We start from the raw sequence: 22,353 nt of genomic DNA, 5'->3' as shown, positions 1-22,353 counted from the left end.
ATGACCATCCGTTATGAATCTGTGGAAAATTTAATTACATTAATAAAAAATAAAGAAATTAAACCTTCACAAATAGTGAACGATATCTATGATGCAATTGAAGAAACTGATCCAACAATTAATTCATTTCTTGCATTAGATAAAGACAATGCTATTAAAAAAGCACAAGAATTAGATGAGTTACAAGCCAAAGACCAAATGGAAGGCAAACTATTTGGTATTCCAATGGGAATTAAAGACAATATTATTACTGAAGGTGTAGAAACAACTTGCGCTAGTAAAATGCTAGAAGGATTTGTACCTATTTATGAATCTACAGTAATGAATAAATTACGCAATGAACAAGCTATTTTAATTGGAAAACTAAACATGGATGAATTTGCAATGGGAGGTTCTACAGAAACTTCTTATTTCAAGAAAACGTTAAATCCATTTGATCACACGGCTGTTCCTGGTGGTTCATCTGGTGGTTCAGCAGCAGCTGTTGCAGCGGGATTAGTACCTTTTAGTTTAGGTTCAGATACTGGTGGCTCAATTCGTCAACCTGCAGCTTATTGCGGTATTGTAGGTTTAAAACCAACTTATGGTCGTGTATCACGTTTTGGTTTAGTAGCATTTGCGTCTTCATTAGACCAAATTGGGCCGCTAACGCGCAATGTTAAGGACAATGCTTTAGTATTAGAAGCAATTACTGGTTTAGATGAAAATGACAGTACGAGTGCACCTGTAGAAGATGCAGATTTTACATCTGATATTGGTAAAGATATTCAAGGCCTTAAAGTGGCATTACCAAAAGAATATCTCGGTGAAGGTATATCTGATGAAGTGAAAGCATCTGTAAAAAAAGCTGTTGAAACATTGAAAGAACTAGGTGCTACAGTAGAAGAAGTTTCATTACCGAATACGAAATATGGCATTCCTTCTTATTATGTAATCGCATCATCTGAAGCATCCTCAAACTTATCACGTTTTGATGGTATCAGATACGGTTATCATTCTCCAGAAGCAAATTCACTAGAAGAATTATATAAAATGTCAAGAAGTGAAGGATTTGGTGAAGAGGTTAAGCGTCGTATTTTCCTTGGCACATTTGCACTAAGTTCAGGATACTATGATGCGTTCTATAAGAAATCACAAAAAGTTAGAACATTAATAAAAAACGATTTTGATCGTATTTTTGATAACTATGATGTTGTAGTTGGGCCAACAACACCAACAACTGCATTTAATATAGGTGAAGAAATCGATGATCCACTTACAATGTATGCGAATGACTTACTAACAACACCAGTTAACTTAGCTGGCTTGCCAGGTATATCTATTCCTTGTGGTAAAGCGAATGGACGTCCAATTGGTTTGCAATTTATTGGTAAACCTTTTGATGAGAAAACATTATATCGTGTCGCTTTCCAATATGAATCAAAATTTAATTTGCATAATGAATACGAAAATTTATAAGGAGTGGAAATCATGCATTTTGAAACAGTTATTGGACTAGAGGTCCATGTTGAGTTAAAAACAGAATCTAAAATGTTTTCTCCATCGCCAGCACATTTTGGAGCGAAACCTAACTCAAACACAAACGTAATTGATTTGGCTTACCCTGGAGTACTACCAGTTGTCAACAGACGTGCCGTTGATTGGGCGATGAGAGCGTCAATGGCATTAAATATGGATATTGCAACAGAATCAAAATTTGATCGAAAAAACTATTTCTATCCAGATAATCCTAAAGCATATCAAATTTCACAATTTGATCAGCCAATAGGTGAAAATGGTTATATTGATATTGAAGTAGATGGTGAAACAAAACGCATAGGTATCACACGCTTACACATGGAAGAAGATGCTGGTAAATCAACACATAAAGATGGTTATTCATTAGTTGACTTAAATAGACAAGGTACACCATTGATTGAAATTGTGTCTGAGCCAGATATTCGTTCACCACAAGAAGCATATGCATACTTAGAAAAATTACGTTCAATTATTCAATATACTGGTGTTTCAGATTGTAAAATGGAAGAAGGTTCACTGCGTTGTGATGCCAATATTTCATTACGTCCATATGGTCAAGCAGAGTTCGGAACAAAAGCAGAACTGAAAAATCTAAACTCATTTACTTATGTACGTAAAGGGTTAGAATATGAAGAAAAACGTCAAGAAGAAGAATTGTTGAATGGTGGAGAAATCTTACAAGAAACAAGACGATTTGATGAATCTACGGGTAAAACAATTCTTATGCGTGTGAAAGAAGGATCAGACGATTACCGTTACTTCCCAGAACCAGATATCGTACCTTTATATGTTGACGATGAGTGGAAAGAACGCGTACGTCAAACAATTCCTGAATTACCAGATGAAAGAAAAGAAAAATACGTGAATCAATTTGGTTTACCAGCATATGATGCACACGTGATTACATTAACAAAAGAAATGTCTGATTTCTTTGAAGGTGCCGTAGCAGAAGGTGCTGATGTAAAATTAACTTCCAACTGGTTAATGGGTGGCGTTAACGAGTACTTGAATAAACATCAAATAGAATTATTAGATACAAAACTCACACCACAAAATCTTGCTGGTATGATTAAATTAATTGAAGATGGCACAATGAGCAGTAAAATCGCTAAAAAAGTTTTCCCAGAACTAGCTGAAAATGGTGGAGATGCAAAACAAATTATGGAAGATAAAGGTTTAGTTCAAATCTCTGACGAAGCGACACTTCTTAAATTTGTAAATGAAGCATTAGACAATAATCCACAATCAGTTGAAGACTATCAAAATGGTAAGGGTAAAGCAATGGGCTTCTTAGTTGGTCAAATTATGAAAGCTTCAAAAGGTCAAGCTAACCCACAATTAGTGAATCAACTATTAAAACAAGAATTAGATAAAAGATAACAAAATCATTTGCATTTTGAACAGTTATAATCTAATTAATGAGTAACCGAGAAATAAACAGCTTGGATAAAGTATTAAACGTCAATTTCTATAACAAAATAGGAATTGACGTTTTTTTATAAAACTTTAAGCGCACATTGAACTACTACTTTTTAATGTAATTTTATAAATTGCTGAATTCAATGAAATAATATGTGTGAAATATTATAAGAACGAACGATATATCAGGCAAGCATTATTCACAGTCAAAATCTTAAATTTAAAATATAAGAGCGCTAATTTAAATTATGGATAGTGCCATGTTTTGATAATAGGAATGGAAGTTTCAATTTCTTTAATATTAAGTAGTATATTATATTTTCTTTTTGAAAATAGCCTAAATGCTTTTATCATTTAACTAAATCATTTAATATATATACTGAGTATAAAAAGTTGAGGGATAAAATATGAGAAAACGAGCTAGAATCATTTATAACCCAACATCTGGTAAAGAATTGTTTAAACGAACATTGCCAGATGTGTTAATAAAATTAGAAAAGGCCGGTTTTGAAACGAGTGCCTATGCAACTGAAAAAATTGGTGATGCAACAACTGAAGCTAAACGTTGTTTAACTCAAGACTATGATGTTTTAATAGCTGCAGGGGGCGATGGGACGCTCAATGAAGTCATCAATGGTATAGCAGAACATCCAAATAGACCTAAAATTGGAATCATCCCAATGGGAACTGTAAATGATTTTGGGCGTGCATTGCATTTACCCAATGATATTATGAGTGCGATTGATGTGATTATAGAAGGCCATTCAACGCGCGTTGATATTGGAAAAATGAATAGTAGATATTTTATTAATTTAGCTGCAGGGGGACAATTAACACAGGTATCTTATGAAACACCAAGTAGATTGAAATCAATTGTTGGTCCTTTTGCATATTATATTAAAGGATTTGAAATGTTACCTCAGATGAAAGCTGTTGACATACGTATCGAATATGATGATGAGGTTTTTCAGGGAGAGGCGCTCTTATTTTTATTAGGTTTGACCAACTCTATGGCAGGATTTGAAAAATTAGTGCCTGATGCCAAATTAGATGATGGTTATTTCACCTTGATTATAGTGGAAAAAGCGAATTTAGCAGAGTTAGGGCATATTATGACCCTTGCTTCAAGAGGTGAGCATATTAAACATCCTAAAGTGCATTATAAAAAAGCAAAATCAATCAATATCTCTTCATTTATAGATATGCAATTAAATGTGGACGGTGAATATGGTGGTAAATTGCCCGGAAATTTCTTGAATTTAAAACAGCATATTGAAGTTTATACACCAAGTGACATTAAAAATGAGGAACTAGTTGAGCAATAACAAATATAATATTAAAATAAATCGTAATCGTGAACTAGTTTAAATAAATGAGTTAAAATGAATCTTCAAAAACGTTAATAGACAACGAGGTTAGGTAAAGATACAAATAGCCTAACCTCTTTTATATGGGGTGATAATATGAGCATATTACAAAAAAATGAAATCTTAGAAGGACACGTAATTGATTTAACACATGAAGGACACGGCGTTGTAAAGTTAGATCGGTATCCTGTGTTTATTCCTAATACTTTAATAGATGAAACGATTAAATTTAAAGTGATTAAAGTAAAAAAGAATTTTGCAATAGGTAAATTAATAGAAATTAAAGAACAAAGTAAAGAACGTGTTGAGCCACCATGTGTATATTATTACAAATGCGGAGGCTGTCAATTACAACATATGACATACCAAGCTCAATTGAATATGAAAAAAGAACAAGTAATTAATTTGTTTCATCGAAAAGCAGATTTTAAAGATACGATTATTAATGACACAGTTGGTATGGAAAATCCTTGGTATTATCGAAATAAATCACAAATACCTGTTGGAAAGAATAAAGACGAAGAGATTATCTCAGGTTTTTATAGACAAAGAAGTCACGATATTATAGATATGGAAAGTTGTTTAATTCAAGACCAATTGCATCAAGAAGTTATGAATCAACTTAAAGTTTGGTTTAACGAATTGAATATTAGCGTTTATAATGAACATAAAAAACAAGGGCTTATGAGGCACGTTGTCATTCGTACTGGACACCATACAAGAGAGTTAATGGTGATATTTGTGACCAATGGCAAGAAATTTAAACAGAGTGATTTACTTGTGCAAAAATTAGTTAAAGCATTTCCTGAAATTACAAGTATAAAGCATAATGTCAATAATACACATTCAAATGTAATATTAGGAGCGGAATCTAATACTTTATATGGTAAGACAACAATCAATGATAAATTATCAGACGTTACCTTCAAAATAAGTGATCAATCTTTTTATCAAATTAATTCGATACAAACTGAAAAATTGTATCAACTTGCGATTGAATACGCAAACTTAAAGCAGGATGATGTTGTCTTGGATACTTACTGTGGTATCGGAACGATAGGTTTATATATGGCACCAAAAGCGAAACATGTTTATGGCGTAGAAGTTGTGTCAGAAGCCATTGAAGATGCTAAACAAAATGCGACTATAAACCAATTTGAAAATACTACTTTTGTCTGTGGTAAGGCAGAAGAGGTTATATTAAAATGGAAATCACAAGGAATTAAACCAGATGTAGTGATGGTTGATCCGCCTAGAAAAGGCTGTGACGAAACATTTTTAAAAACATTATTAGAATTAAACCCAAGAAAAATTGTCTATATTTCATGTAATCCTTCAACACAACAACGTGATGCGCAATATTTAGCACAACATTACAAACTAACGAAGATTACACCAGTAGATATGTTTCCTCATACAACACATGTTGAAACGGTTGCTCAATTTAATCGTATATAAAACGTAGGTTAATAGATAAGCATGATTTAATAAACATTGTGTAAAGTTAATTAACTTATTGTTTGCTCAGTGTTGCAGTTTATTTCAATGTAAGAAGATTTGTTAAAATTCAATTACAAGTCATTAACTTTGTTCAATAGCTCTTTCTAAGTGATTAAAATCATTGTATACTCTAGGTAATAACAAAGCATTTGGAGGGTTGCTAATGTTTAAAATTGAGTTGTTTTCTAATAAAAAGTTATTAGAAGGATTCTTACTATTCCAATTAACAATAGTAATGATCAGTATATTGTTATCATATAAATTTGCTTATTTATTTGCTTCGGTTATAGAGCAAAATATCTTATTTAATTTATTGTATGGTATTTTAGGTTTTACTATTGTTTATTTCTTACATGAATTGATTCATAACTTAATGTTTCGCATCTTATCAAAAGGTCGAAAACCTATTTATAGAGTTAAATATGGTTTGATAAAGTCACATATGCCACAAGTTTATTTCAAAAAATGGCAATATAGCTTAATTATGTTAGCCCCTTTAATTATTATATCACCCATTTTATTTATCATATTTTTTATTACGCCTTACTCATCTATCATATTTATTACAAGTTTTCATATTGGATATTGTGTTGTGGATTTGTATTTACTTTCAGGTGTGTTAAATGAGAAAGTGGAAGTCATAGAAGATACTGAGGATGGTATTAAATATTATACAAAAAACCCTTCAATTGAATTGCAAACTGAACCAAAATCATAAGAATTAATTAATCTGAGTTAGTAATACTGCTAAATACATAATTATCATTATAGATGATATCGTATTTAAGAAGCGGATAGCTAACTCTTTTTTGTTTGTTTTACTATCATGAGCATATATTATGTAACAAAATCATTTAGATTGTAAGATAAATATCAATAATATAATTATATAAGTTTAAAAAGGGAGGTGTGTGCATTGACAGAAAGAAGAATCATTCATATAGATATGGATTATTTCTTTGCTCAAGTAGAAATAAGGGATAATCCAAGTTTAAAAGGGAAACCAGTTATCGTCGGTGGAAAAGCGAGTGGTAGAGGCGTGGTGTCAACAGCTTCTTATGAAGCAAGAAAATATGGTGTTCATTCTGCAATGCCCACCGCACAAGCACATAAATTATGTCCGAATGGTTTTTATGTATCTCCTAGATTTGAAGCTTATAAGGAAGCCTCAAACACAATTATGAATATTTTTAAAAGTTACACTGAAATCGTTGAACCATTGTCATTGGATGAAGCATATTTAGACATTACGCATTTAGTCCGTCCTGATTTACCAGCGTCTATGATTGCGCAATATATTCGTAGAGATATTTACGAAGCTACCCAATTAACGTCCTCTGCAGGTGTCTCTTATAATAAATTTTTAGCAAAATTAGCGAGCGGTATGAATAAGCCTAACGGTCTAACTATTATTGATTATAAAAATGTACATGAAATATTAATGGGCTTAGATATTGGTGATTTTCCAGGAGTAGGTAAAGCTTCTAAAGAAAAAATGCATGAGCATAAAATTTATAATGGCCAAGATTTATATAACCAAAGTGAGCGTGAATTAATTCGTCTTTTTGGAAAACGCGGTTATGGATTGTACAATAAGGCGAGAGGTATAGATAATAATGAAGTAAAAGCCACAAGAATTAGAAAGTCAGTTGGCACAGAACGCACCTTTGCAACAGATGTTAATGATGATGATCAAATTCTTCAAAAAATTTGGGAGTTAAGTCATAAAACAGCTGAACGCTTAGCCAGAATTCAAAAATCTGGCAAAACTGTCACTGTTAAAATTAAAACTTTTAAATTTGAAACTTTGTCAAAACAAAGAAGTTTGAGAGATCCGATTAGAAATGAGACGGATATTTATAACATTGCATATAGTTTATATACTGAACTAAAAGATTCAGAAACACCAATTAGATTGGTGGGCGTTACAGTAGGTAACTTAGAAAAAGCGACATATGAAAACATGACAATTTATGATTATATATAAACGAAGTATCATGGAAATAATTACTGATTTTGAATAAATTAATCTTTATCTTTTAACTGCTTACCAAATATTGTTAATATACTATTCAAATCATCATAGTGTTTTAATAATCGAAATGTAATCATTGCACATGCTTTAGCATCATTTAAAGCATCGTGATGACCGTGAAAATCTAGATTGTAATAATGCATCATATGATTCAACCCATAACGATGATTATTTATTGTCTTTCTTGATAGTTGTAGTGAACAAAAATAAGTGATTGTTGGTGTGTCTTGACCAATTTGCTTAATGCTGTCATACAAAACATTCATATCAAATGCAGCATTATGAGCAACTACTGGTAATCCATCAATGAATTGCATCATATATGGATATACTGATGCAAATGTCGGCGCATCTTTTACATCATTTGGATTAATACCATGTACGGCAATGTTTTGTTTTGAAAAATAGTCATTTGGATTAACCAGTGTATAAAAAGATTCTGTGATTTGATGATTGATAACTTTGACCATTCCCACTGAACATATACTCGTTCTTTTTCCGTTTGCAGTTTCAAAATCTAAAGCAATATAAGCATTAGCTGTCATCAAGCAAGAACCCTTTCTCTTATAGAATATGTTATGACTTTATATAATTCTCTTTTCGAAGTCAAGCGAGTAAAACTCAATTAAGCATAATAGATGATCAACAGTCCTTTCCTACTAGCAAAATACTTAAAAAGCATGCCAATCATGTTGGCATGCTTCTGTATATTCATCATTAATTTTAAAAATTTGTTAGCGTATTAACGCTATGCTTCATCTTCATTAAATGAACGTGCAGCTAATTCTTTCTCATATAAATATAAAGTGTTACTGTCGTCACCGATACGGTTTAAATAATCAATATGTGTATCAAACATTGATTCTTCTTCGACTTGTTCATCTAGGAACCAATTTAAAAATGAAATTGTGGCATAATCTTTATCTTTATTAGCTAGGTCAGATAAATTGTAAAATCTGCGTGTTACATCTTGTTCTTGGGCTAAGCCATCTTCAAAGGTTTCTAAGATACTTGTGAATTCAGATTTAGGTGCTGGTATTGAATTAAATATTGCTTGTTCACCACGATCATTGATATAATCATAAATTTTCTTACCATGAAATCTTTCTTCTTTTGCCTGCTGGATATAGAAATTAGCAAAGCCTTCGTAGGACTTACTATCACAATACGCAGCCATTGCCATATAAGCATGTGCAGCAAAATACTCGTGGTTCATTTGTTCATTTAATGCATCTAATAATTCTTTATTCAACATAAGTAACAGCCTCCATGTATCATTTTTCATTAGTATAGCAAACTTATTCTCATTCGTAAATAATAATTATTCTAATCTAAAGAATGTGAAAGATATTTGCATTGAGAATTGTTTGGAATACAACTTAATCGTGTTATAATATTTGAGTGAATAGTAGAGGAGGAATTAGATGAGACAATGGACTGCAACACGTCTAGCGAGACTGGCAAGACAAGTAAGTCGTACTGTTGGGAAAAAGGGAACAGACTTACCAGGTCAAGTCGCTAGAAAAGTGGATAAAAATATTTTAAGAGAATTAGCATCTCATGTAGATGAGATTGTATTTATAAGTGGTACAAATGGGAAGACGACTACATCAAATTTAATAGGTCATACTTTGAAAGAGAATCAAATAGAAATCATACATAATAATGAAGGTGCCAATATGTCTGCTGGTATTACATCAGCCTTTATTTTGCAAATTAAAAAAAACACTAAAATCGCAGTTATTGAAATTGATGAAGGTTCAATACCAAGAGTACTTAATGAAGTTACGCCTACGATGATGGTGGTTACTAATTTCTTCCGTGATCAAATGGATCGATTTGGGGAAATCGATATTATGGTAAATAATATTGCAAAAGCAATTGATAATAAAGGGATAAAATTATTGTTAAATGCTGATGATCCATTTGTCAGTAGATTAAAGATAGCGAGTGACACTGTTAATTATTATGGAATGAAAAAGCACGCGCATGATTTTGAACAAAGTTCTATGAATGAAAGTAGATATTGTCCTAATTGTGGTCGCTTATTACATTATGATTATATTCATTATAATCAATTAGGCCATTATTATTGTGAATGTGGCTTTAAACGAGAAAATACAAAATATGAAGTAGCTCAATTTGATTTAACACCTTTTATAAATTTAAATGTTGGTACTACAACATTTAATATGAAAATTGCAGGCGATTTTAATGCATATAATGCAATTGCTGCTTATACCGTGCTCAGAGAACTTGGATTAAATGATGCGTCAATTCGAAAAGGGTTTGAAACTTATACTTCTGATAATGGCAGAATGCAGTATTTTAAAAAGGGTACGAAAGAAGCAATGATCAATCTAGCTAAGAACCCTGCAGGTATGAATGCAAGTCTCTCAGTTGGTGATCGGATAGAGGGGAACAAAGTTTACGTCATCAGTTTAAATGATCATGCTGCAGATGGACGTGATACATCTTGGATTTATGATGCTGACTTTGAAAAATTAGCGAATCAACAGATAGAAGCTATAATAGTTACAGGTACACGAGCAGAAGAGCTACAATTGAGATTAAAGCTCGCAGAGATAAATGTACCAGTTATTTTAGAAAATGATATCTATAAAGCTACTGCGAAAACAATGGAATATACTAATAGTTTTACTGTAGCAATACCTAACTATACTTCACTTGCCCCTATGTTAAAACAATTGAATCACTCTTTTGAGGAGGATAACGTAAAATGAATGAGTTAACGGTCTATCACTTTATGCCTGATAAATTAAATTTGTACAGTGATATAGGTAATATCATTGCACTTAAACAACGTGCAAAACGCCGTAATATCACTTTAAAAGTTGTAGATATTAATCAGACGGAAAATGTTACTTTTGATGAATGTGATATCTTCTTTATTGGTGGGGGTAGTGACAGAGAACAAGCATTAGCAACATTAGAATTGAGTAAAATAAAAAGTAAGTTAAAAGCTGCTATTGAAGATGGTTTGCCTGGTCTAACTGTATGCGGTGGTTACCAGTTTTTAGGACGTAAATACATTACACCAGATGGCACAGAACTAGACGGTTTAAATATTTTAGATTTTTATACAGAATCTAAAAAAAATCGTTTAACAGGAGATATCGTTATTGAAAGTAATACTTTTGGTACAATTGTAGGATTTGAAAACCATGGGGGCCGTACTTATCATAATTACGGTACTTTAGGTGAAGTTACTCATGGATTTGGTAATAATGATGACGATGCTAAAGAAGGCATTCATTACAAGAATCTACTAGGTACTTATTTACACGGACCGATACTACCTAAAAATCATGAAATTACAGATTATCTATTAGAAAAAGCATGCGAACGTAAAGGCCTTGTATTTGAACCGAAAGAATTAGACAATTCAGAGGAAGAAGCAGCTAAGAAAGTAATTGTTGAGCGCGTTGCTCAACAAAAATAGTAAAGATTTAACTAGTATGAATAAACCACAGCCTAGGACATTTTGTCCTAGGCTGTTTTGTTGATGTAACAATAGTTAATAGATCAATTTAAGCAAACCGATTATTTAAAATTCTATAAATTAATAGTATTTCATAGACAATATGACTTTTTAATTGATTTTTATCAAACTCATCTAAACCTTTGACGGTGGATTTAAGTAACGACGCTGATTTTGGATGACGCTCAAAATGTCCAGTTCTATGTATGTTATTTATACTCTCAGCAATATTTAGGATGGCAAGTTGCTCATCTTTAGTAAAAGTAACTTGTGTGTCTTTTGGTAAAAAAACTAAGTTAGATAAGTGAGTTATAAATAAGCGATTTGTATGTGTACGCGTAGTTAAAGACTTTAAACGAATCCATTCTGAATTGTGGTGTTTGTGATAACTGAGCTCATCTTTTTGATAAGAAAGTAACGTCTCGACTTTTTGGTTTAAATTTAATAATGTGGTTAATTGTTGATTGGTCGTTCCATTATAAAATTTACCAATAACCAGTTGACGCATACGCTTATGAAATAATGCGTACATTTTTGCTTCAGTTTGATTAATAGCATCATCCAATTGATCATAATATTTGGGAGGTAAGACAATAAAGTTTACTAATCCCGCTGTAACTAATCCAATGATAGCCGTTAATAATCTGGAGAAGAAATTAAAGTAATAAGCATCATGTATGCCAGGAATCATAGCCATTGCAGTTAAAGTTGCTACAGTTGTACCTACTTGTAAATTTAATTTTGTACAAAGAATAATGGTGAATGTTGCACTAAATGCGTAGGCAAAAGCAGATTGATCGCCGAAAATAAAAGTAAATATAACGGCAAATAACGCACCAATAATTGTTGCAGGAAGTCTTCTATAACCTTTTATTAACGATGCCTTAGCGGTTGGTTCAATTGTGACAATAGCTGTTAATATAGCAAAAATTGGATTTAAGTTTAAGGCTAAACAAAAAAGAGCAGTTAAAAAGGTAGCTAAACCTGTTTTCAGAGTTCGTGCACCAACAATATTTTTATACCAAGAATCATTCATATTAAAACTCCTATAAAAATAAACGTTTAATGATTTAACCAGAATTGTAAAAGTGGTTATGTCATTATTTGGTTAAAATGTTAAACTATATATGATAAAAATTTTCTAATTTATTATATCAAAAAAAGTCTGCTATAATAAGAAAGAATATAATTTACAAAAAGGAACGGGATAAAATGATTGTAAAAACAGAAGAAGAATTAACAGCACTAAAAGATATTGGATATATCTGCGCACTAGTTAGAGACAAAATGCAAGAAGCTACTACACCTGGCATCACTACTAAAGAACTTGATGATATCGCAAAAGATTTATTTGAAGAACACGGTGCTATCTCAGCACCAATTCATGATGAAAACTTTCCAGGTCAAACTTGTATCAGCGTTAACGAAGAAGTGGCACATGGTATTCCTGGAAAACGAAAAATTCGTGAAGGTGACTTAGTAAATATTGATGTTTCTGCATTGAAAAATGGGTATTATGCTGACACTGGCATTTCATTTGTAGTTGGTGAAGCGGATAATCCATTGAAACAAAAAGTTTGTGATGTTGCTTTAGAAGCATTTGAAGCAGCTATGACAAAAATCAAACCTGGTGCAAAGCTGAGCCAAATTGGTAAAGCAGTTCACGCAACTGCACGTAAAAATGATTTGACAGTAATTAAAAATTTAACAGGTCATGGTGTTGGTCAGTCATTACATGAATCTCCAAGCCATGTGATGAATTATTATGATCCAAAAGATAAAACTTTGCTTAAAGAAGGTACTGTAATTGCTGTTGAGCCATTTATTTCTTCAAAAGCTACATTTGTCACAGAAGGTAAGAATGAATGGGCATTTGAAACTCAAGATAAAAGCTTTGTTGCACAAATTGAACATACGGTTATAGTAACAAAAGAAGGACCAGTTTTAACTACTAAAATAGATTAGAATAAGTTTCGGTCTAAAGTCCTAATATAAGATGGTTCCGGAGCCTATACTAATGGTTCCGGAAATTTTTTATAATAGAATCTAATCAATCATGAGGTGATTCTATGAATTATATTACGACTTATCTAGAAAAAATGACTAAACAAACTTTTTATTCAAGTTTAATTGAATATAGACAATATCTTGATAAAAAATTAAGAAGCATAGAAATGTACATAAATTATCTATTTGAAAGAAAAACTTATGTAGCTAGATTAATAGATCATTTAACATTATCTTTAGAAAATAAATATATCGACATTTTAGATGAATCTGATATTGAATGTGCACAAGAGATTGAGCACTATGATATAGAAAAAATTAAAAATGATTTGAATGAAATGGAAGCAGACTACGCACGTATTGTAGCCGATTTATCACAACAGGCAAAGGAAAAAGTGAATGTTGAAACAGAATGTGATTTAATCGAACAAATTAGTTTAGTCGCTTGAAGAAAGGTGGCGAAACATGACTCATAAATATATATCAACTGAAATGTTGATTGTGTTTACAGCATTAATGATAATAGCTAATTTCTACTATATTTTCTTTGAAAAAATAGGTTTTATTTTTGTATTATTATTAGGCTGCATATTGGTTTATGTAGGATATTTATATTTTCATAAAATACGAGGGTTATTAGCGTTTTGGATAGGGGTATTACTTATAGCTTTTACTTTACTATCCAATAAATACACAATTATCATATTATTTATATTTTTAATTGTGTTAATTGTGAGATATATATTTTATAGGTTCAAACCTTTGAAAATTATTGCGACAGAAGAGGCAGTAGAATCTCCAGAATTTATTAAGCAAAAGTGGTTTGGTGAACAACGTACACCTATTTATGTTTATAAATGGGAAGATTTACAAATACAGCATGGTATTGGTGATATTCATATAGATATGTCTAAAGCTGCTAATATTAGAGAACATAATACTGTAGTGATAAGACATTTTTTAGGTAAAGTGCAAATTATTGTGCCTTTAAACTACAATATAAAATTACATTTTTCAGCACTTTATGGTAATGCATATGTTAATGAAACATCATATAAAGTTGAAAACAATAATATTAAAGTTGTTGAAGAAACAAAAGAAGATAATTATGCTGTTAATGTCTACTTGTCAACATTTATAGGAGATGTTGAGGTGATTTATAAATGAATCACTACATAAGAGCAATAGGGTCAATGTTGATATTAGTTTATAGTACATTTTTCGCTATGTTTTTTATAGATAAAGTTTTTGTGAATATTATATATTTTCAAGGCATGATTTATACGCAAATCTTTGGAATACCAGTTTTACTATTTATTAACTTATTAGTTATATTACTTTGCATCATTGTTGGCTCAGTATTAGCTTATAAAATCAATCAACAAAATCATTGGGTACAAGACCAAATTGAGCGTTCTATAGAAGGGCAGACAGTAGGTATCAATGACCAAAATATAGAATTATATAATGAAACAATTGAATTATATCAAACGCTTGTACCGCTCAATCAAGAAGTTCATAGATTGCGTTTAAAAACACAAAATTTAACGAATGAATCATATAATATGAACGATGTGAAAGTTAAAAAAATAATTGAAGATGAAAGACAAAGACTGGCTCGAGAGTTACATGATTCCGTAAGCCAACAATTGTTTGCAGCAAGCATGATGCTTTCTGCCATTAAAGAAACTGATTTGAAAGCGCCTTTAGATCAACAAATTCCAGTATTGGAAAAAATGATTCAAGATTCACAGCTAGAAATGCGTGCCTTGCTATTACATTTAAGACCAATTGGCTTGAAAGATAAATCACTCGGCCAAGGTATCAAAGATTTAGTGGTTGATTTGCAGAAAAAAGTGCCTATGAAAGTTGTACATGATATTGAAGAATTCGACGTACCTAAAGGTATAGAAGATCATTTATTTAGAATTACACAAGAAGCAATTTCAAATACATTAAGACATTCAAAAGGGACAAAAGTTACAATTGAATTGTTTAATAGAGAAGAATATTTATTATTACGTATACAAGATGATGGTAAAGGCTTTAACGTAGATGATAAGGTAGAACAAAGCTATGGGTTAAAAAATATGCGCGAACGAGCACTTGAAATTGGCGCAACGTTTCATATAGTATCACTGCCAGATTCAGGAACACGAATTGAAGTCAAAGCCCCATTAAATAAGGAGGATTCATATGCCGATTAAAGTATTATTTGTTGATGATCATGAAATGGTCAGAATTGGTATTTCTAGTTATTTATCTACTCAACCAGATATAGAAGTAGTCGGAGAAGGGCAATCAGGGAAAGATGCAATTGAAAAAGCACATGAACTAAAACCTGATTTAATTTTAATGGACTTACTGATGGATGATATGGATGGTGTAGAAGCTACAGAACAAATTAAGAAAGATTTGCCACACATTAAAGTCGTTATGCTAACTAGTTATATTGAAGATAATGAGGTGTACCGTGCACTAGATTCTGGTGTAGATAGCTATATTTTAAAAACAACAAGTGCCAGTGATATCGCTGAAGCGATACGCAAAACATATCGTGATGAATCTGTATTTGAAGCAGAAGTGTTGGTTAAGATGAGAAATCGTATGAAACAACGCGCTGAATTATATGAGATGTTAACTGAGCGTGAAATGGAAATATTATTATTGATTGCAAAAGGGTACTCAAACCAAGAAATTGCCAGTGCTTCACATATTACAATCAAAACAGTTAAAACACATGTGAGTAACGTATTGAGCAAATTAGAAGTACAAGATAGAACTCAAGCTGTAATCTATGCATTTCAACATAATTTAATACAATAATAAAAGCTAAAACCTAAGCAGAGATACAATAATGTGTGCCTAGGTTTTAGCTTTTTTAAATTTATATTCGAAGAAAGATTCTGTCGCTTAATCTACTCCGTTATTTTTTTCTTCTTCAATTTGATCAATTGTAATTTCTTCTGGTGTTTTACCTGCAACTACTTTTCTTTGATGCATAATTGCATTGATTTCAGCACCAATAATGATGATAAAACCAGTGATATAAAGCCATAACATTAATATAATAATACCGGCAATACTACCATATGTTTTAGAATAATTAGCAAAGTTTGAAATATAAATACCAAATAAATAAGAGCCGCCTAAAAATACGATAGTTGCAAAAATAGCTCCGGGTATAACCGAAAGCATTTTAATTTTAACATTTGGTGCTAACGTATAAAGTACTATAAATGCTATAAGTACTACAATAACAGGTAGTGCAAATCTAACTAAATTGAAAATCCATTTAACTTGATCACCTAAGCCTAAAGGTCCAAATAGCAATGACCCGATTTGTTCACCAAATGTAGGCAGTACAATTGCTAGTGGTAAGACAATAATTAATGCCAGTGTAAACACTACACTTAATAGTTTAGAAACAATAAAATTTCTGCTATCTTCTACGTCATAAGCCACATTAAAAGAATTCATCAAGGCGGTCATACCATTAGAAGCAGACCATAACGCTAAGATTAACCCTACAGATAAAATACCGCCACTTGCATTGCCCATAATATCGCCAATAATAGATGATACTTGTGGTGCGTAATCTGGTGGCACATGTTCCTTAATCATGCTTCTAATCGAGCTTTGTTTAATACCGAGGTACGGCACAATAGATAATAAGAAAAGTAACATAGGAAATAGTGATAACATAAAATAATAGGATAGTTGTGCTGATAATCCTGATGCATCGTCTTTTCCTATTCTATATACTAAATAAGAGAAAAAATTTGAATCTTTAGTATATTTTGCAGGCTTATTGATACGTGATACAAAAAATTCTTGATTGTCTTTTTTTGGCGATTTCGATTTAAATTCATTTGGTGTTATGTATATACGATCACGTTCAATTTGTTCGTTCTTATCTTTTTTGTTCTTTTGATCTTCCATTTCTTTAGTTTCATTCAGAAAATTAGAAGATGTTTTTTCATTTTTAGACATATCAAATCTCCTTATGTATTGATATTTTACGTATACAGTTTAATATACTGTAAAATGCATTAAAGGTAAATATGTGTTGCCATATTCTTTTGAAATAAAGTAACTTTTGAAAAATAAAATATCTTATAACAAATCAAAAATAAAGGAGGGTAGGAAAGAAATCAAAACTTATAAAGTAGATTTCCAATTCCCACCCCCGCTTGGATGACTAAGTTATATTATGCGCAAGTCATCTATGACGCTACACTTCAAACTATCATTATGAAGTGACTAAACGTTTTTTATATTCATTAGTCACGATATTATTTATTTAATTTTTCAAGCGATTATTTTTACGTTCAACAAATGTGTCTTTTGCATCTTTTAAGGAACGCTCTAACTCTGGATTATTGCGTCTAATTTCTTCTATTGCATCTTTCCAATATGAGACTTCATCTTTTATATTAGAAATTGCTGAAGGTTTTTGTGAACGATTACCTTCTTTAATATCTTTAATTGATTGTTTTAATGATTGGCGTGTAGATTTGTCAGCAAGTGTTGCTGCGCCTCCTATTACAGCACCTAATAATATACCTGGAATTAATTTGTTTTGCATGATGTTGTTACCCCTCTCTTAAATTAGCATCTTTAATAATAAAATCAATTAAATTATCACAAGATGATTGTACCATTTTATACACGCCTTCGAAATTATTTGTGTAATAAGGATCTGGTACATCAGTTTCTGTCATATCACTGAATTCTAACAATTTAAATAATTTTCCTTTAATATTTGGATTAATATTTTGAATATCATCAACGTTGCTTTGATCCATAGCAATAATATAATCAAAGTCGTCGTTAGATTCAAATAGTTCACTAATCATACCATTAAATGGAATATTGTGTTCAGATAATATTTTTTGTGTCCCTTCATGAGGTGATTGTCCAAGATTCCATTTACCTGTACCTCTTGAAGTGATTTCTATACCATCGATACTTCTATCTTTTAACCTTTGTCGCATTATAGCTTCTGCCATAGGTGAGCGACAAATATTTCCAAGACAAACAAAAGCAACTGTAATCATATATTGACCTCCAAATTATATAATCCTATTTCCCATTTTAATGGTTTATTAATCATTTCTAAAGAGGAATTGTGATAAAAGTTTTACAAGGTTAGCAAATTTGATAAAATAAAGTAAAAAGAGGTGAGAGTAGTGACTAAAAATAACGAAGAAATGATTGAAGAAATTCGTGATCGTTTAAATCTAGTAAATCAAAGTTTAATCGATCCCGAAAAATATAAATCTGCTGATGAACAAGAAGTAAAAGAGGTATATGATTATGTAACGTCCAAAGCCTCATTTACGCCAAGTGAAGCTTCGGCAATTGCAGATGCACTTGGACAAATTCGTAAATAAGGGAGAGTTTAATTATGGGGCAATTACAACATAAATTGAAACAGTACGCTGAATTATTAGCTGGCATTGGCATGAACGTACAAGAAGGTCAACCAGTATTTATCCGTTCAAGCGTAGATGCTTTAGAATTAACGCATTACATAGTTGAAGCAGCATATAAAAGAGGTGCTTCAGATGTGAAAGTAGAGTATAGTGATGATCGCTTAGCACGACTTAAATTTGAAAATGAAACAGTTGATCATTTTGAAAATAATGAAGTTAAAGCTTACGAAGTTGCTAAACGTATGGATTATGCTAACCGTGGTGCAGCTAATCTCGCACTAATTACTCAGGATCCAGACCTATTAAATGGTATAGAAAGTGATAAATTAGCCACTTTCCAAAGACAATACGCTACAGCATATAAAGGTTATATAGAAGCAAGTCAGAAAAATCAATTTCCTTGGTGTGTAGCTGCCTTTCCGTCTAAAGCTTGGGCAGCACGTGTATATCCAGAATTAACTGTAGAAGAAGCATATGAAAAATTTATTGATGAAGTGCTAGATATTGTACGTGTAGACGGAAACGATCCAGTGGCAAATTGGGAAAAGCATATTGCTAATTTAAGTAAGCATGCAGATAAACTACAACGTAAAAACTATAAGTCATTACATTATATCTCTGAAGGAACTAATTTGGAAATTGGTCTTCCAGAAGGTCATATTTGGGAAGATGCAACAAGTTATACAGATGAAGGTCAAGCATTTGTTGCTAATATCCCAACAGAAGAAGTATTCACAGCACCGCATCGTTTGAAAGTGAATGGATATGTGACCAATAAATTACCATTAAGCCATAACGGTAATATTATTGATGGTTTTACACTTACGTTTAAAGATGGTGAGGTAGTAGATTTTAAAGCTGAACAAGGTGAAGAAGTGCTACGTGATTTATTAAATACAGACGAAGGTGCCAAACATTTAGGTGAGGTTGCTTTAGTACCAGATGATTCACCAATTTCAAATCGTAACACAATTTTTTACAACACTTTATTTGATGAAAATGCCTCATGTCATATTGCATTAGGTTCAGCTTATGGATTTAATATTGAGGGTGGCACAACAATGACCACTGAAGAAAAATTAGCACATGGATTAAATGATTCACTGATTCATGTCGACTTTATGATTGGTAGTTCTGATTTAACGATTTATGGTATCACTACAAGTGGTGAGCAAGAACTGATTTTTGAAAATGGTAATTGGGCTAACTAATCATTTGAAAATGTAGAAAAATTTGATCATGATATACTTATTTCAACTATAGTCATCATTATCGGGGTGGGACGACGAAATCTTTTTAATAAAATTAGATTTCTGTCCCACTCCTAATTTATATTTGTTTAAGTTTAAAAAAGGGAAGGAATATATTATGGGAACTACAAAAATGAAATCGATGTCTGAATCTAGAAGTGTTAAAGCAAGACAAGTATTTCCACAAGATACTAATCATCATCATACGATGTTCGGCGGAATGTTGATGGCTAACATTGATGAAATAGCAGCTATTACAGCAATGAAGCATAGTAACACACAAGTTGTTACAGCATCTACAGATTCTGTTGATTTTTTAAAGCCAATCAAAACCGGGGATATAGTGTCATATGAAGCAATGGTGTCATATGCAGGTACATCATCAATGGAAGTATGCGTACAAATTACAATTGAGGATGTTTTGAAAGATGAAAGGCACCTAGCAGCACTAAGTTTTTTGACATTTGTTGCCCTGGATAATGATGGCAAGCCAACACATGTGCCACAAGTGTATCCAGAAACAAAAACTGAAAACTGGTTTCACGAAACAGCATTAGCGAGGGTTAAACGCCGTAAAGAAAGAAGACAAGAAAGTAAAGAAACAATTGAGTTTTTAGCCAGTGTGCAACATATAGAATAAAGTTAGGGAATGTCTATTCCGAATATGGTGATTGAAATCCTGGTTTTGATTATGGATATTCATCATATTCGAAAAATAGACATTCCCTTGTTAATTGAAACTTTAAGCTCAGTAGATACGATTAATGCATAGGATACAAGCGATGCATATCTATTTCATTTTGTTTGAAATTTGTATCAGGGTAATACATATTTTTTACTAGAACATTTGGTCCTAAGCAATTAAATTTAGGACAATGGCAGTTAAGTGATTGTGCTAAAGGTGTCTTTAACCATGCATTAAAAACATCCGTGAGTTTATCATTTTTAATATTTGATAAAGCGCCATTTTCATCACCAAAATCAGTCACTATAATGTTTCCAGAAAACACATTCACGTTTAACCTATTTCTACCATCTGGGTCATTTCGCATCGTAATATTTTTGGAATTTCTTAATCTATGTAACAATGCTTGATAATCTTCATTGGTTATACATGGGTAAATAGGCAATGTTCCAAAAAGCATCCATATATCTGGGTGTCGAATATCTAATAAATGATGAATTGCTTCTTTTATTTCAGTTAATGATAGCACTTCTAATTGACTAGCAAAGTCAGAAGGATACATCGGATGAATTTCATGTCTTTGACATTTCATATCATTAACAATTTCATTATGTATTTTATTCAAATAGGGCCTTGTACTTTTGTTTAACATTGTTTCAGCAGAAATGAACATACCTTGTTCAGAAAGTGTTCGAGCGTTTGATAACATTTGATCATAAAGTCGTAATTTCGCTTTCAGTGGTGGTTGTTTTTCCATTGCTCCAAATCCAACTTCTGTAAATTCATCAATTGTTCCCCAATTATGTGAAATATGCATTACATCAATATATTCAGCAATATCTAAATATCTGTCGATAGGTAACGTTAAGTTTGAATTCATTTGAACATAAATTCCGCGATCATATGCGTATTTCAATAGTGGTTTCACAACATTTTTAATGGATTTCTTTGAAAACATAGGTTCACCACCAGTGATGGACATCGTTTTTAAATTTGGGATTTCATCCAAACGGCGATAAATTAAGTCCATTGGCAAAGGGGAAGGGTCTGCAGTTTGAAGAGTGTATCCTACCGCGCAATGACTACAGCGCATATTGCATAGATTTGTCGTGGTGAATTCAATGTTACTCAAAGTTAATGCATTATGTTCTTGAATATCATTATAGGTTTCCCATGGATCATTAAATATAGAAATAGGTTTTTTAATACTAGACAATAAAGATTTTTGATATGTCATTTTAAACATCCTTTTATTAAAGCTTGGTTTAGGTTTAAATATATGAAATGGTTAAACATATTGAAATTATTCTAATTTAGTTAAATTATTTCAGTTTATAATTATTAAGACTTTGGCAAAATTTGTCAAATCCATGTTAGTATAATAATATCTGAAAAAAAGGAGTTACTAATACAATGGATGACAATCAAACAATAGATCAAATAAAAAAGAGACTAGAAAAATTTATGAATGATATCGATCATGTAAACCCTAACGAAGTTAAAGTAGAAGACATAGATGAATGGATTGGTTTATTAGATCAATTAGAAGAAAAAGTTAAATCAGTTTCGAAATCATCAGATTAAATTTCGGGGTATTAAAATTTTTTATGTTTAAAAAACGCTAGTTTCGTC

24 protein-coding genes are annotated in these 22,353 nt (G+C 31.7%); 17 read left to right on the top strand and 7 right to left on the bottom strand.

Annotated elements, in window-relative coordinates:
* The 6 genes from gatA to dinB all read left to right on the top strand — a co-directional run bounded on the left by gatA (position 1) and on the right by dinB (position 7,791).
* Complete coding sequence (gene gatA / locus KA824_RS01905; RefSeq protein ID WP_064264252.1) at positions 1–1,458, top strand: Asp-tRNA(Asn)/Glu-tRNA(Gln) amidotransferase subunit GatA; 1,458 nt, start codon at positions 1–3, stop codon at positions 1,456–1,458.
* Between the two features lie 12 nt (positions 1,459–1,470).
* The gene (gene gatB / locus KA824_RS01900; RefSeq protein ID WP_064264255.1) at positions 1,471–2,898 is read left to right on the top strand and encodes an Asp-tRNA(Asn)/Glu-tRNA(Gln) amidotransferase subunit GatB; all 1,428 of its coding nucleotides are present in this window, start codon (positions 1,471–1,473) and stop codon (positions 2,896–2,898) included.
* A 446-nt stretch (positions 2,899–3,344) separates the two neighbouring features.
* Entirely contained in the window at positions 3,345–4,262 is a 918-nt protein-coding gene (locus KA824_RS01895; RefSeq protein ID WP_064264257.1) for a diacylglycerol kinase, read from the top strand.
* 138 nt (positions 4,263–4,400) lie between these two features.
* The gene (gene rlmD, locus KA824_RS01890) at positions 4,401–5,762 is read left to right on the top strand and encodes a 23S rRNA (uracil(1939)-C(5))-methyltransferase RlmD (RefSeq protein ID WP_107524444.1); all 1,362 of its coding nucleotides are present in this window, start codon (positions 4,401–4,403) and stop codon (positions 5,760–5,762) included.
* A gap of 205 nt (positions 5,763–5,967) precedes the next feature.
* Complete coding sequence (locus KA824_RS01885; RefSeq protein ID WP_064264261.1) at positions 5,968–6,522, top strand: DUF3267 domain-containing protein; 555 nt, start codon at positions 5,968–5,970, stop codon at positions 6,520–6,522.
* A 198-nt stretch (positions 6,523–6,720) separates the two neighbouring features.
* The gene (gene dinB / locus KA824_RS01880; RefSeq protein WP_064264263.1) at positions 6,721–7,791 is read left to right on the top strand and encodes a DNA polymerase IV; all 1,071 of its coding nucleotides are present in this window, start codon (positions 6,721–6,723) and stop codon (positions 7,789–7,791) included.
* A 38-nt stretch (positions 7,792–7,829) separates the two neighbouring features.
* Here the strand turns inward: dinB and KA824_RS01875 are convergent, their stop codons facing one another.
* Positions 7,830–8,384 carry a 3'-5' exonuclease gene (locus KA824_RS01875; RefSeq protein WP_107384522.1) on the bottom strand — a complete coding sequence of 185 codons (555 nt, stop codon included), beginning with the start codon at positions 8,382–8,384 and terminating at the stop codon, positions 7,830–7,832.
* Positions 8,385–8,587: 203 nt separating this feature from the next.
* A complete protein-coding gene (locus KA824_RS01870; protein ID WP_019469608.1) occupies positions 8,588–9,094 on the bottom strand; it encodes a ferritin in 507 nt (168 codons plus the stop codon).
* 169 nt (positions 9,095–9,263) lie between these two features.
* Here KA824_RS01870 and murT point away from each other — a divergent pair, with 169 nt between their 5' ends.
* Positions 9,264–10,583, top strand: a complete 1,320-nt coding sequence (gene murT / locus KA824_RS01865) for a lipid II isoglutaminyl synthase subunit MurT (protein WP_181187639.1) — start codon at positions 9,264–9,266, stop codon at positions 10,581–10,583.
* Positions 10,580–11,302, top strand: coding sequence for a lipid II isoglutaminyl synthase subunit GatD (gatD, locus tag KA824_RS01860; protein ID WP_064264271.1), 723 nt, complete (start codon positions 10,580–10,582; stop codon positions 11,300–11,302). The genes murT and gatD overlap by 4 nt, the downstream gene beginning before the upstream one ends.
* An 88-nt stretch (positions 11,303–11,390) precedes the next feature.
* Here gatD and KA824_RS01855 read toward each other — a convergent pair whose 3' ends face one another.
* Complete coding sequence (locus KA824_RS01855; RefSeq protein WP_064264273.1) at positions 11,391–12,377, bottom strand: FUSC family protein; 987 nt, start codon at positions 12,375–12,377, stop codon at positions 11,391–11,393.
* Positions 12,378–12,553: 176 nt separating this feature from the next.
* Between KA824_RS01855 and map the strand changes: the two genes are divergently transcribed.
* From map to vraR, 5 genes are all read left to right on the top strand, one after another.
* On the top strand, positions 12,554–13,306 hold the full coding sequence (gene map, locus KA824_RS01850; protein ID WP_064264275.1) for a type I methionyl aminopeptidase: 753 nt from the start codon (positions 12,554–12,556) through the stop codon (positions 13,304–13,306).
* 104 nt (positions 13,307–13,410) lie between these two features.
* The gene (locus KA824_RS01845) at positions 13,411–13,797 is read left to right on the top strand and encodes a hypothetical protein (RefSeq protein ID WP_019469613.1); all 387 of its coding nucleotides are present in this window, start codon (positions 13,411–13,413) and stop codon (positions 13,795–13,797) included.
* A 16-nt stretch (positions 13,798–13,813) separates the two neighbouring features.
* Positions 13,814–14,515: a cell wall-active antibiotics response protein VraT gene (vraT, locus tag KA824_RS01840; RefSeq protein ID WP_019469614.1), complete on the top strand. Its 702-nt coding sequence runs from the start codon at positions 13,814–13,816 to the stop codon at positions 14,513–14,515.
* Positions 14,512–15,555, top strand: coding sequence for a sensor histidine kinase VraS (vraS, locus tag KA824_RS01835; RefSeq protein ID WP_181187640.1), 1,044 nt, complete (start codon positions 14,512–14,514; stop codon positions 15,553–15,555). Before vraT ends, vraS begins: the two co-directional genes overlap by 4 nt.
* Positions 15,545–16,174 carry a response regulator transcription factor VraR gene (gene vraR, locus KA824_RS01830; protein WP_019469616.1) on the top strand — a complete coding sequence of 210 codons (630 nt, stop codon included), beginning with the start codon at positions 15,545–15,547 and terminating at the stop codon, positions 16,172–16,174. The genes vraS and vraR overlap by 11 nt, the downstream gene beginning before the upstream one ends.
* Before the next feature lie 87 nt (positions 16,175–16,261).
* On the opposite strand, the gene KA824_RS01825 is transcribed toward vraR, so the two are convergent.
* The 3 genes from KA824_RS01825 to KA824_RS01815 form a co-directional block, all read right to left on the bottom strand.
* A complete protein-coding gene (locus tag KA824_RS01825; protein WP_107521367.1) occupies positions 16,262–17,341 on the bottom strand; it encodes a YihY/virulence factor BrkB family protein in 1,080 nt (359 codons plus the stop codon).
* A 310-nt stretch (positions 17,342–17,651) separates the two neighbouring features.
* Positions 17,652–17,936: a YtxH domain-containing protein gene (locus KA824_RS01820; protein ID WP_019469618.1), complete on the bottom strand. Its 285-nt coding sequence runs from the start codon at positions 17,934–17,936 to the stop codon at positions 17,652–17,654.
* A gap of 7 nt (positions 17,937–17,943) precedes the next feature.
* Positions 17,944–18,408: a low molecular weight protein-tyrosine-phosphatase gene (locus KA824_RS01815; RefSeq protein WP_107384534.1), complete on the bottom strand. Its 465-nt coding sequence runs from the start codon at positions 18,406–18,408 to the stop codon at positions 17,944–17,946.
* A gap of 132 nt (positions 18,409–18,540) precedes the next feature.
* Here KA824_RS01815 and KA824_RS01810 point away from each other — a divergent pair, with 132 nt between their 5' ends.
* From KA824_RS01810 to KA824_RS01800, 3 genes are all read left to right on the top strand, one after another.
* Positions 18,541–18,744 (top strand): DUF1128 family protein, encoded by a 204-nt coding sequence (locus KA824_RS01810; protein WP_064264282.1) that lies wholly within the window; start codon positions 18,541–18,543, stop codon positions 18,742–18,744.
* A gap of 14 nt (positions 18,745–18,758) precedes the next feature.
* Positions 18,759–19,997, top strand: coding sequence for an aminopeptidase (locus KA824_RS01805; RefSeq protein ID WP_181187641.1), 1,239 nt, complete (start codon positions 18,759–18,761; stop codon positions 19,995–19,997).
* A gap of 157 nt (positions 19,998–20,154) precedes the next feature.
* Entirely contained in the window at positions 20,155–20,676 is a 522-nt protein-coding gene (locus KA824_RS01800; protein ID WP_064264286.1) for an acyl-CoA thioesterase, read from the top strand.
* Between the two features lie 121 nt (positions 20,677–20,797).
* Here the strand turns inward: KA824_RS01800 and yfkAB are convergent, their stop codons facing one another.
* Complete coding sequence (gene yfkAB / locus KA824_RS01795) at positions 20,798–21,958, bottom strand: radical SAM/CxCxxxxC motif protein YfkAB (protein WP_107384532.1); 1,161 nt, start codon at positions 21,956–21,958, stop codon at positions 20,798–20,800.
* Between the two features lie 176 nt (positions 21,959–22,134).
* On the opposite strand from yfkAB, the gene KA824_RS01790 reads away from it, so the two are divergent.
* On the top strand, positions 22,135–22,305 hold the full coding sequence (locus tag KA824_RS01790; protein ID WP_019469624.1) for an SE1561 family protein: 171 nt from the start codon (positions 22,135–22,137) through the stop codon (positions 22,303–22,305).
* Positions 22,306–22,353: the final 48 nt, after the last annotated feature.

The organism is Staphylococcus sp. GDY8P198P, assembly GCF_017891615.1.
GTDB lineage: Bacteria > Bacillota > Bacilli > Staphylococcales > Staphylococcaceae > Staphylococcus > Staphylococcus cohnii.
Note: the sequence above shows the minus strand (reverse complement) of the source record. Positions and strands in the feature narration are given on the sequence as shown.

Coding starts and splice junctions, on each gene's coding strand:
- KA824_RS01875 (WP_107384522.1), bottom strand. CDS start 8,384: ATGACAGCTAATGCTTATATTGCTTTAGATTTTGAAACTGCAAACGGA.
- gatD (WP_064264271.1), top strand. CDS start 10,580: ATGAATGAGTTAACGGTCTATCACTTTATGCCTGATAAATTAAATTTG.
- murT (WP_181187639.1), top strand. CDS start 9,264: ATGAGACAATGGACTGCAACACGTCTAGCGAGACTGGCAAGACAAGTA.
- vraS (WP_181187640.1), top strand. CDS start 14,512: ATGAATCACTACATAAGAGCAATAGGGTCAATGTTGATATTAGTTTAT.
- KA824_RS01825 (WP_107521367.1), bottom strand. CDS start 17,341: ATGTCTAAAAATGAAAAAACATCTTCTAATTTTCTGAATGAAACTAAA.
- map (WP_064264275.1), top strand. CDS start 12,554: ATGATTGTAAAAACAGAAGAAGAATTAACAGCACTAAAAGATATTGGA.
- KA824_RS01800 (WP_064264286.1), top strand. CDS start 20,155: ATGGGAACTACAAAAATGAAATCGATGTCTGAATCTAGAAGTGTTAAA.
- KA824_RS01790 (WP_019469624.1), top strand. CDS start 22,135: ATGGATGACAATCAAACAATAGATCAAATAAAAAAGAGACTAGAAAAA.
- rlmD (WP_107524444.1), top strand. CDS start 4,401: ATGAGCATATTACAAAAAAATGAAATCTTAGAAGGACACGTAATTGAT.
- vraT (WP_019469614.1), top strand. CDS start 13,814: ATGACTCATAAATATATATCAACTGAAATGTTGATTGTGTTTACAGCA.
- gatA (WP_064264252.1), top strand. CDS start 1: ATGACCATCCGTTATGAATCTGTGGAAAATTTAATTACATTAATAAAA.
- vraR (WP_019469616.1), top strand. CDS start 15,545: ATGCCGATTAAAGTATTATTTGTTGATGATCATGAAATGGTCAGAATT.
- KA824_RS01815 (WP_107384534.1), bottom strand. CDS start 18,408: ATGATTACAGTTGCTTTTGTTTGTCTTGGAAATATTTGTCGCTCACCT.
- KA824_RS01805 (WP_181187641.1), top strand. CDS start 18,759: ATGGGGCAATTACAACATAAATTGAAACAGTACGCTGAATTATTAGCT.
- KA824_RS01870 (WP_019469608.1), bottom strand. CDS start 9,094: ATGTTGAATAAAGAATTATTAGATGCATTAAATGAACAAATGAACCAC.
- gatB (WP_064264255.1), top strand. CDS start 1,471: ATGCATTTTGAAACAGTTATTGGACTAGAGGTCCATGTTGAGTTAAAA.
- KA824_RS01895 (WP_064264257.1), top strand. CDS start 3,345: ATGAGAAAACGAGCTAGAATCATTTATAACCCAACATCTGGTAAAGAA.
- KA824_RS01885 (WP_064264261.1), top strand. CDS start 5,968: ATGTTTAAAATTGAGTTGTTTTCTAATAAAAAGTTATTAGAAGGATTC.
- yfkAB (WP_107384532.1), bottom strand. CDS start 21,958: ATGACATATCAAAAATCTTTATTGTCTAGTATTAAAAAACCTATTTCT.
- KA824_RS01855 (WP_064264273.1), bottom strand. CDS start 12,377: ATGAATGATTCTTGGTATAAAAATATTGTTGGTGCACGAACTCTGAAA.
- KA824_RS01845 (WP_019469613.1), top strand. CDS start 13,411: ATGAATTATATTACGACTTATCTAGAAAAAATGACTAAACAAACTTTT.
- KA824_RS01820 (WP_019469618.1), bottom strand. CDS start 17,936: ATGCAAAACAAATTAATTCCAGGTATATTATTAGGTGCTGTAATAGGA.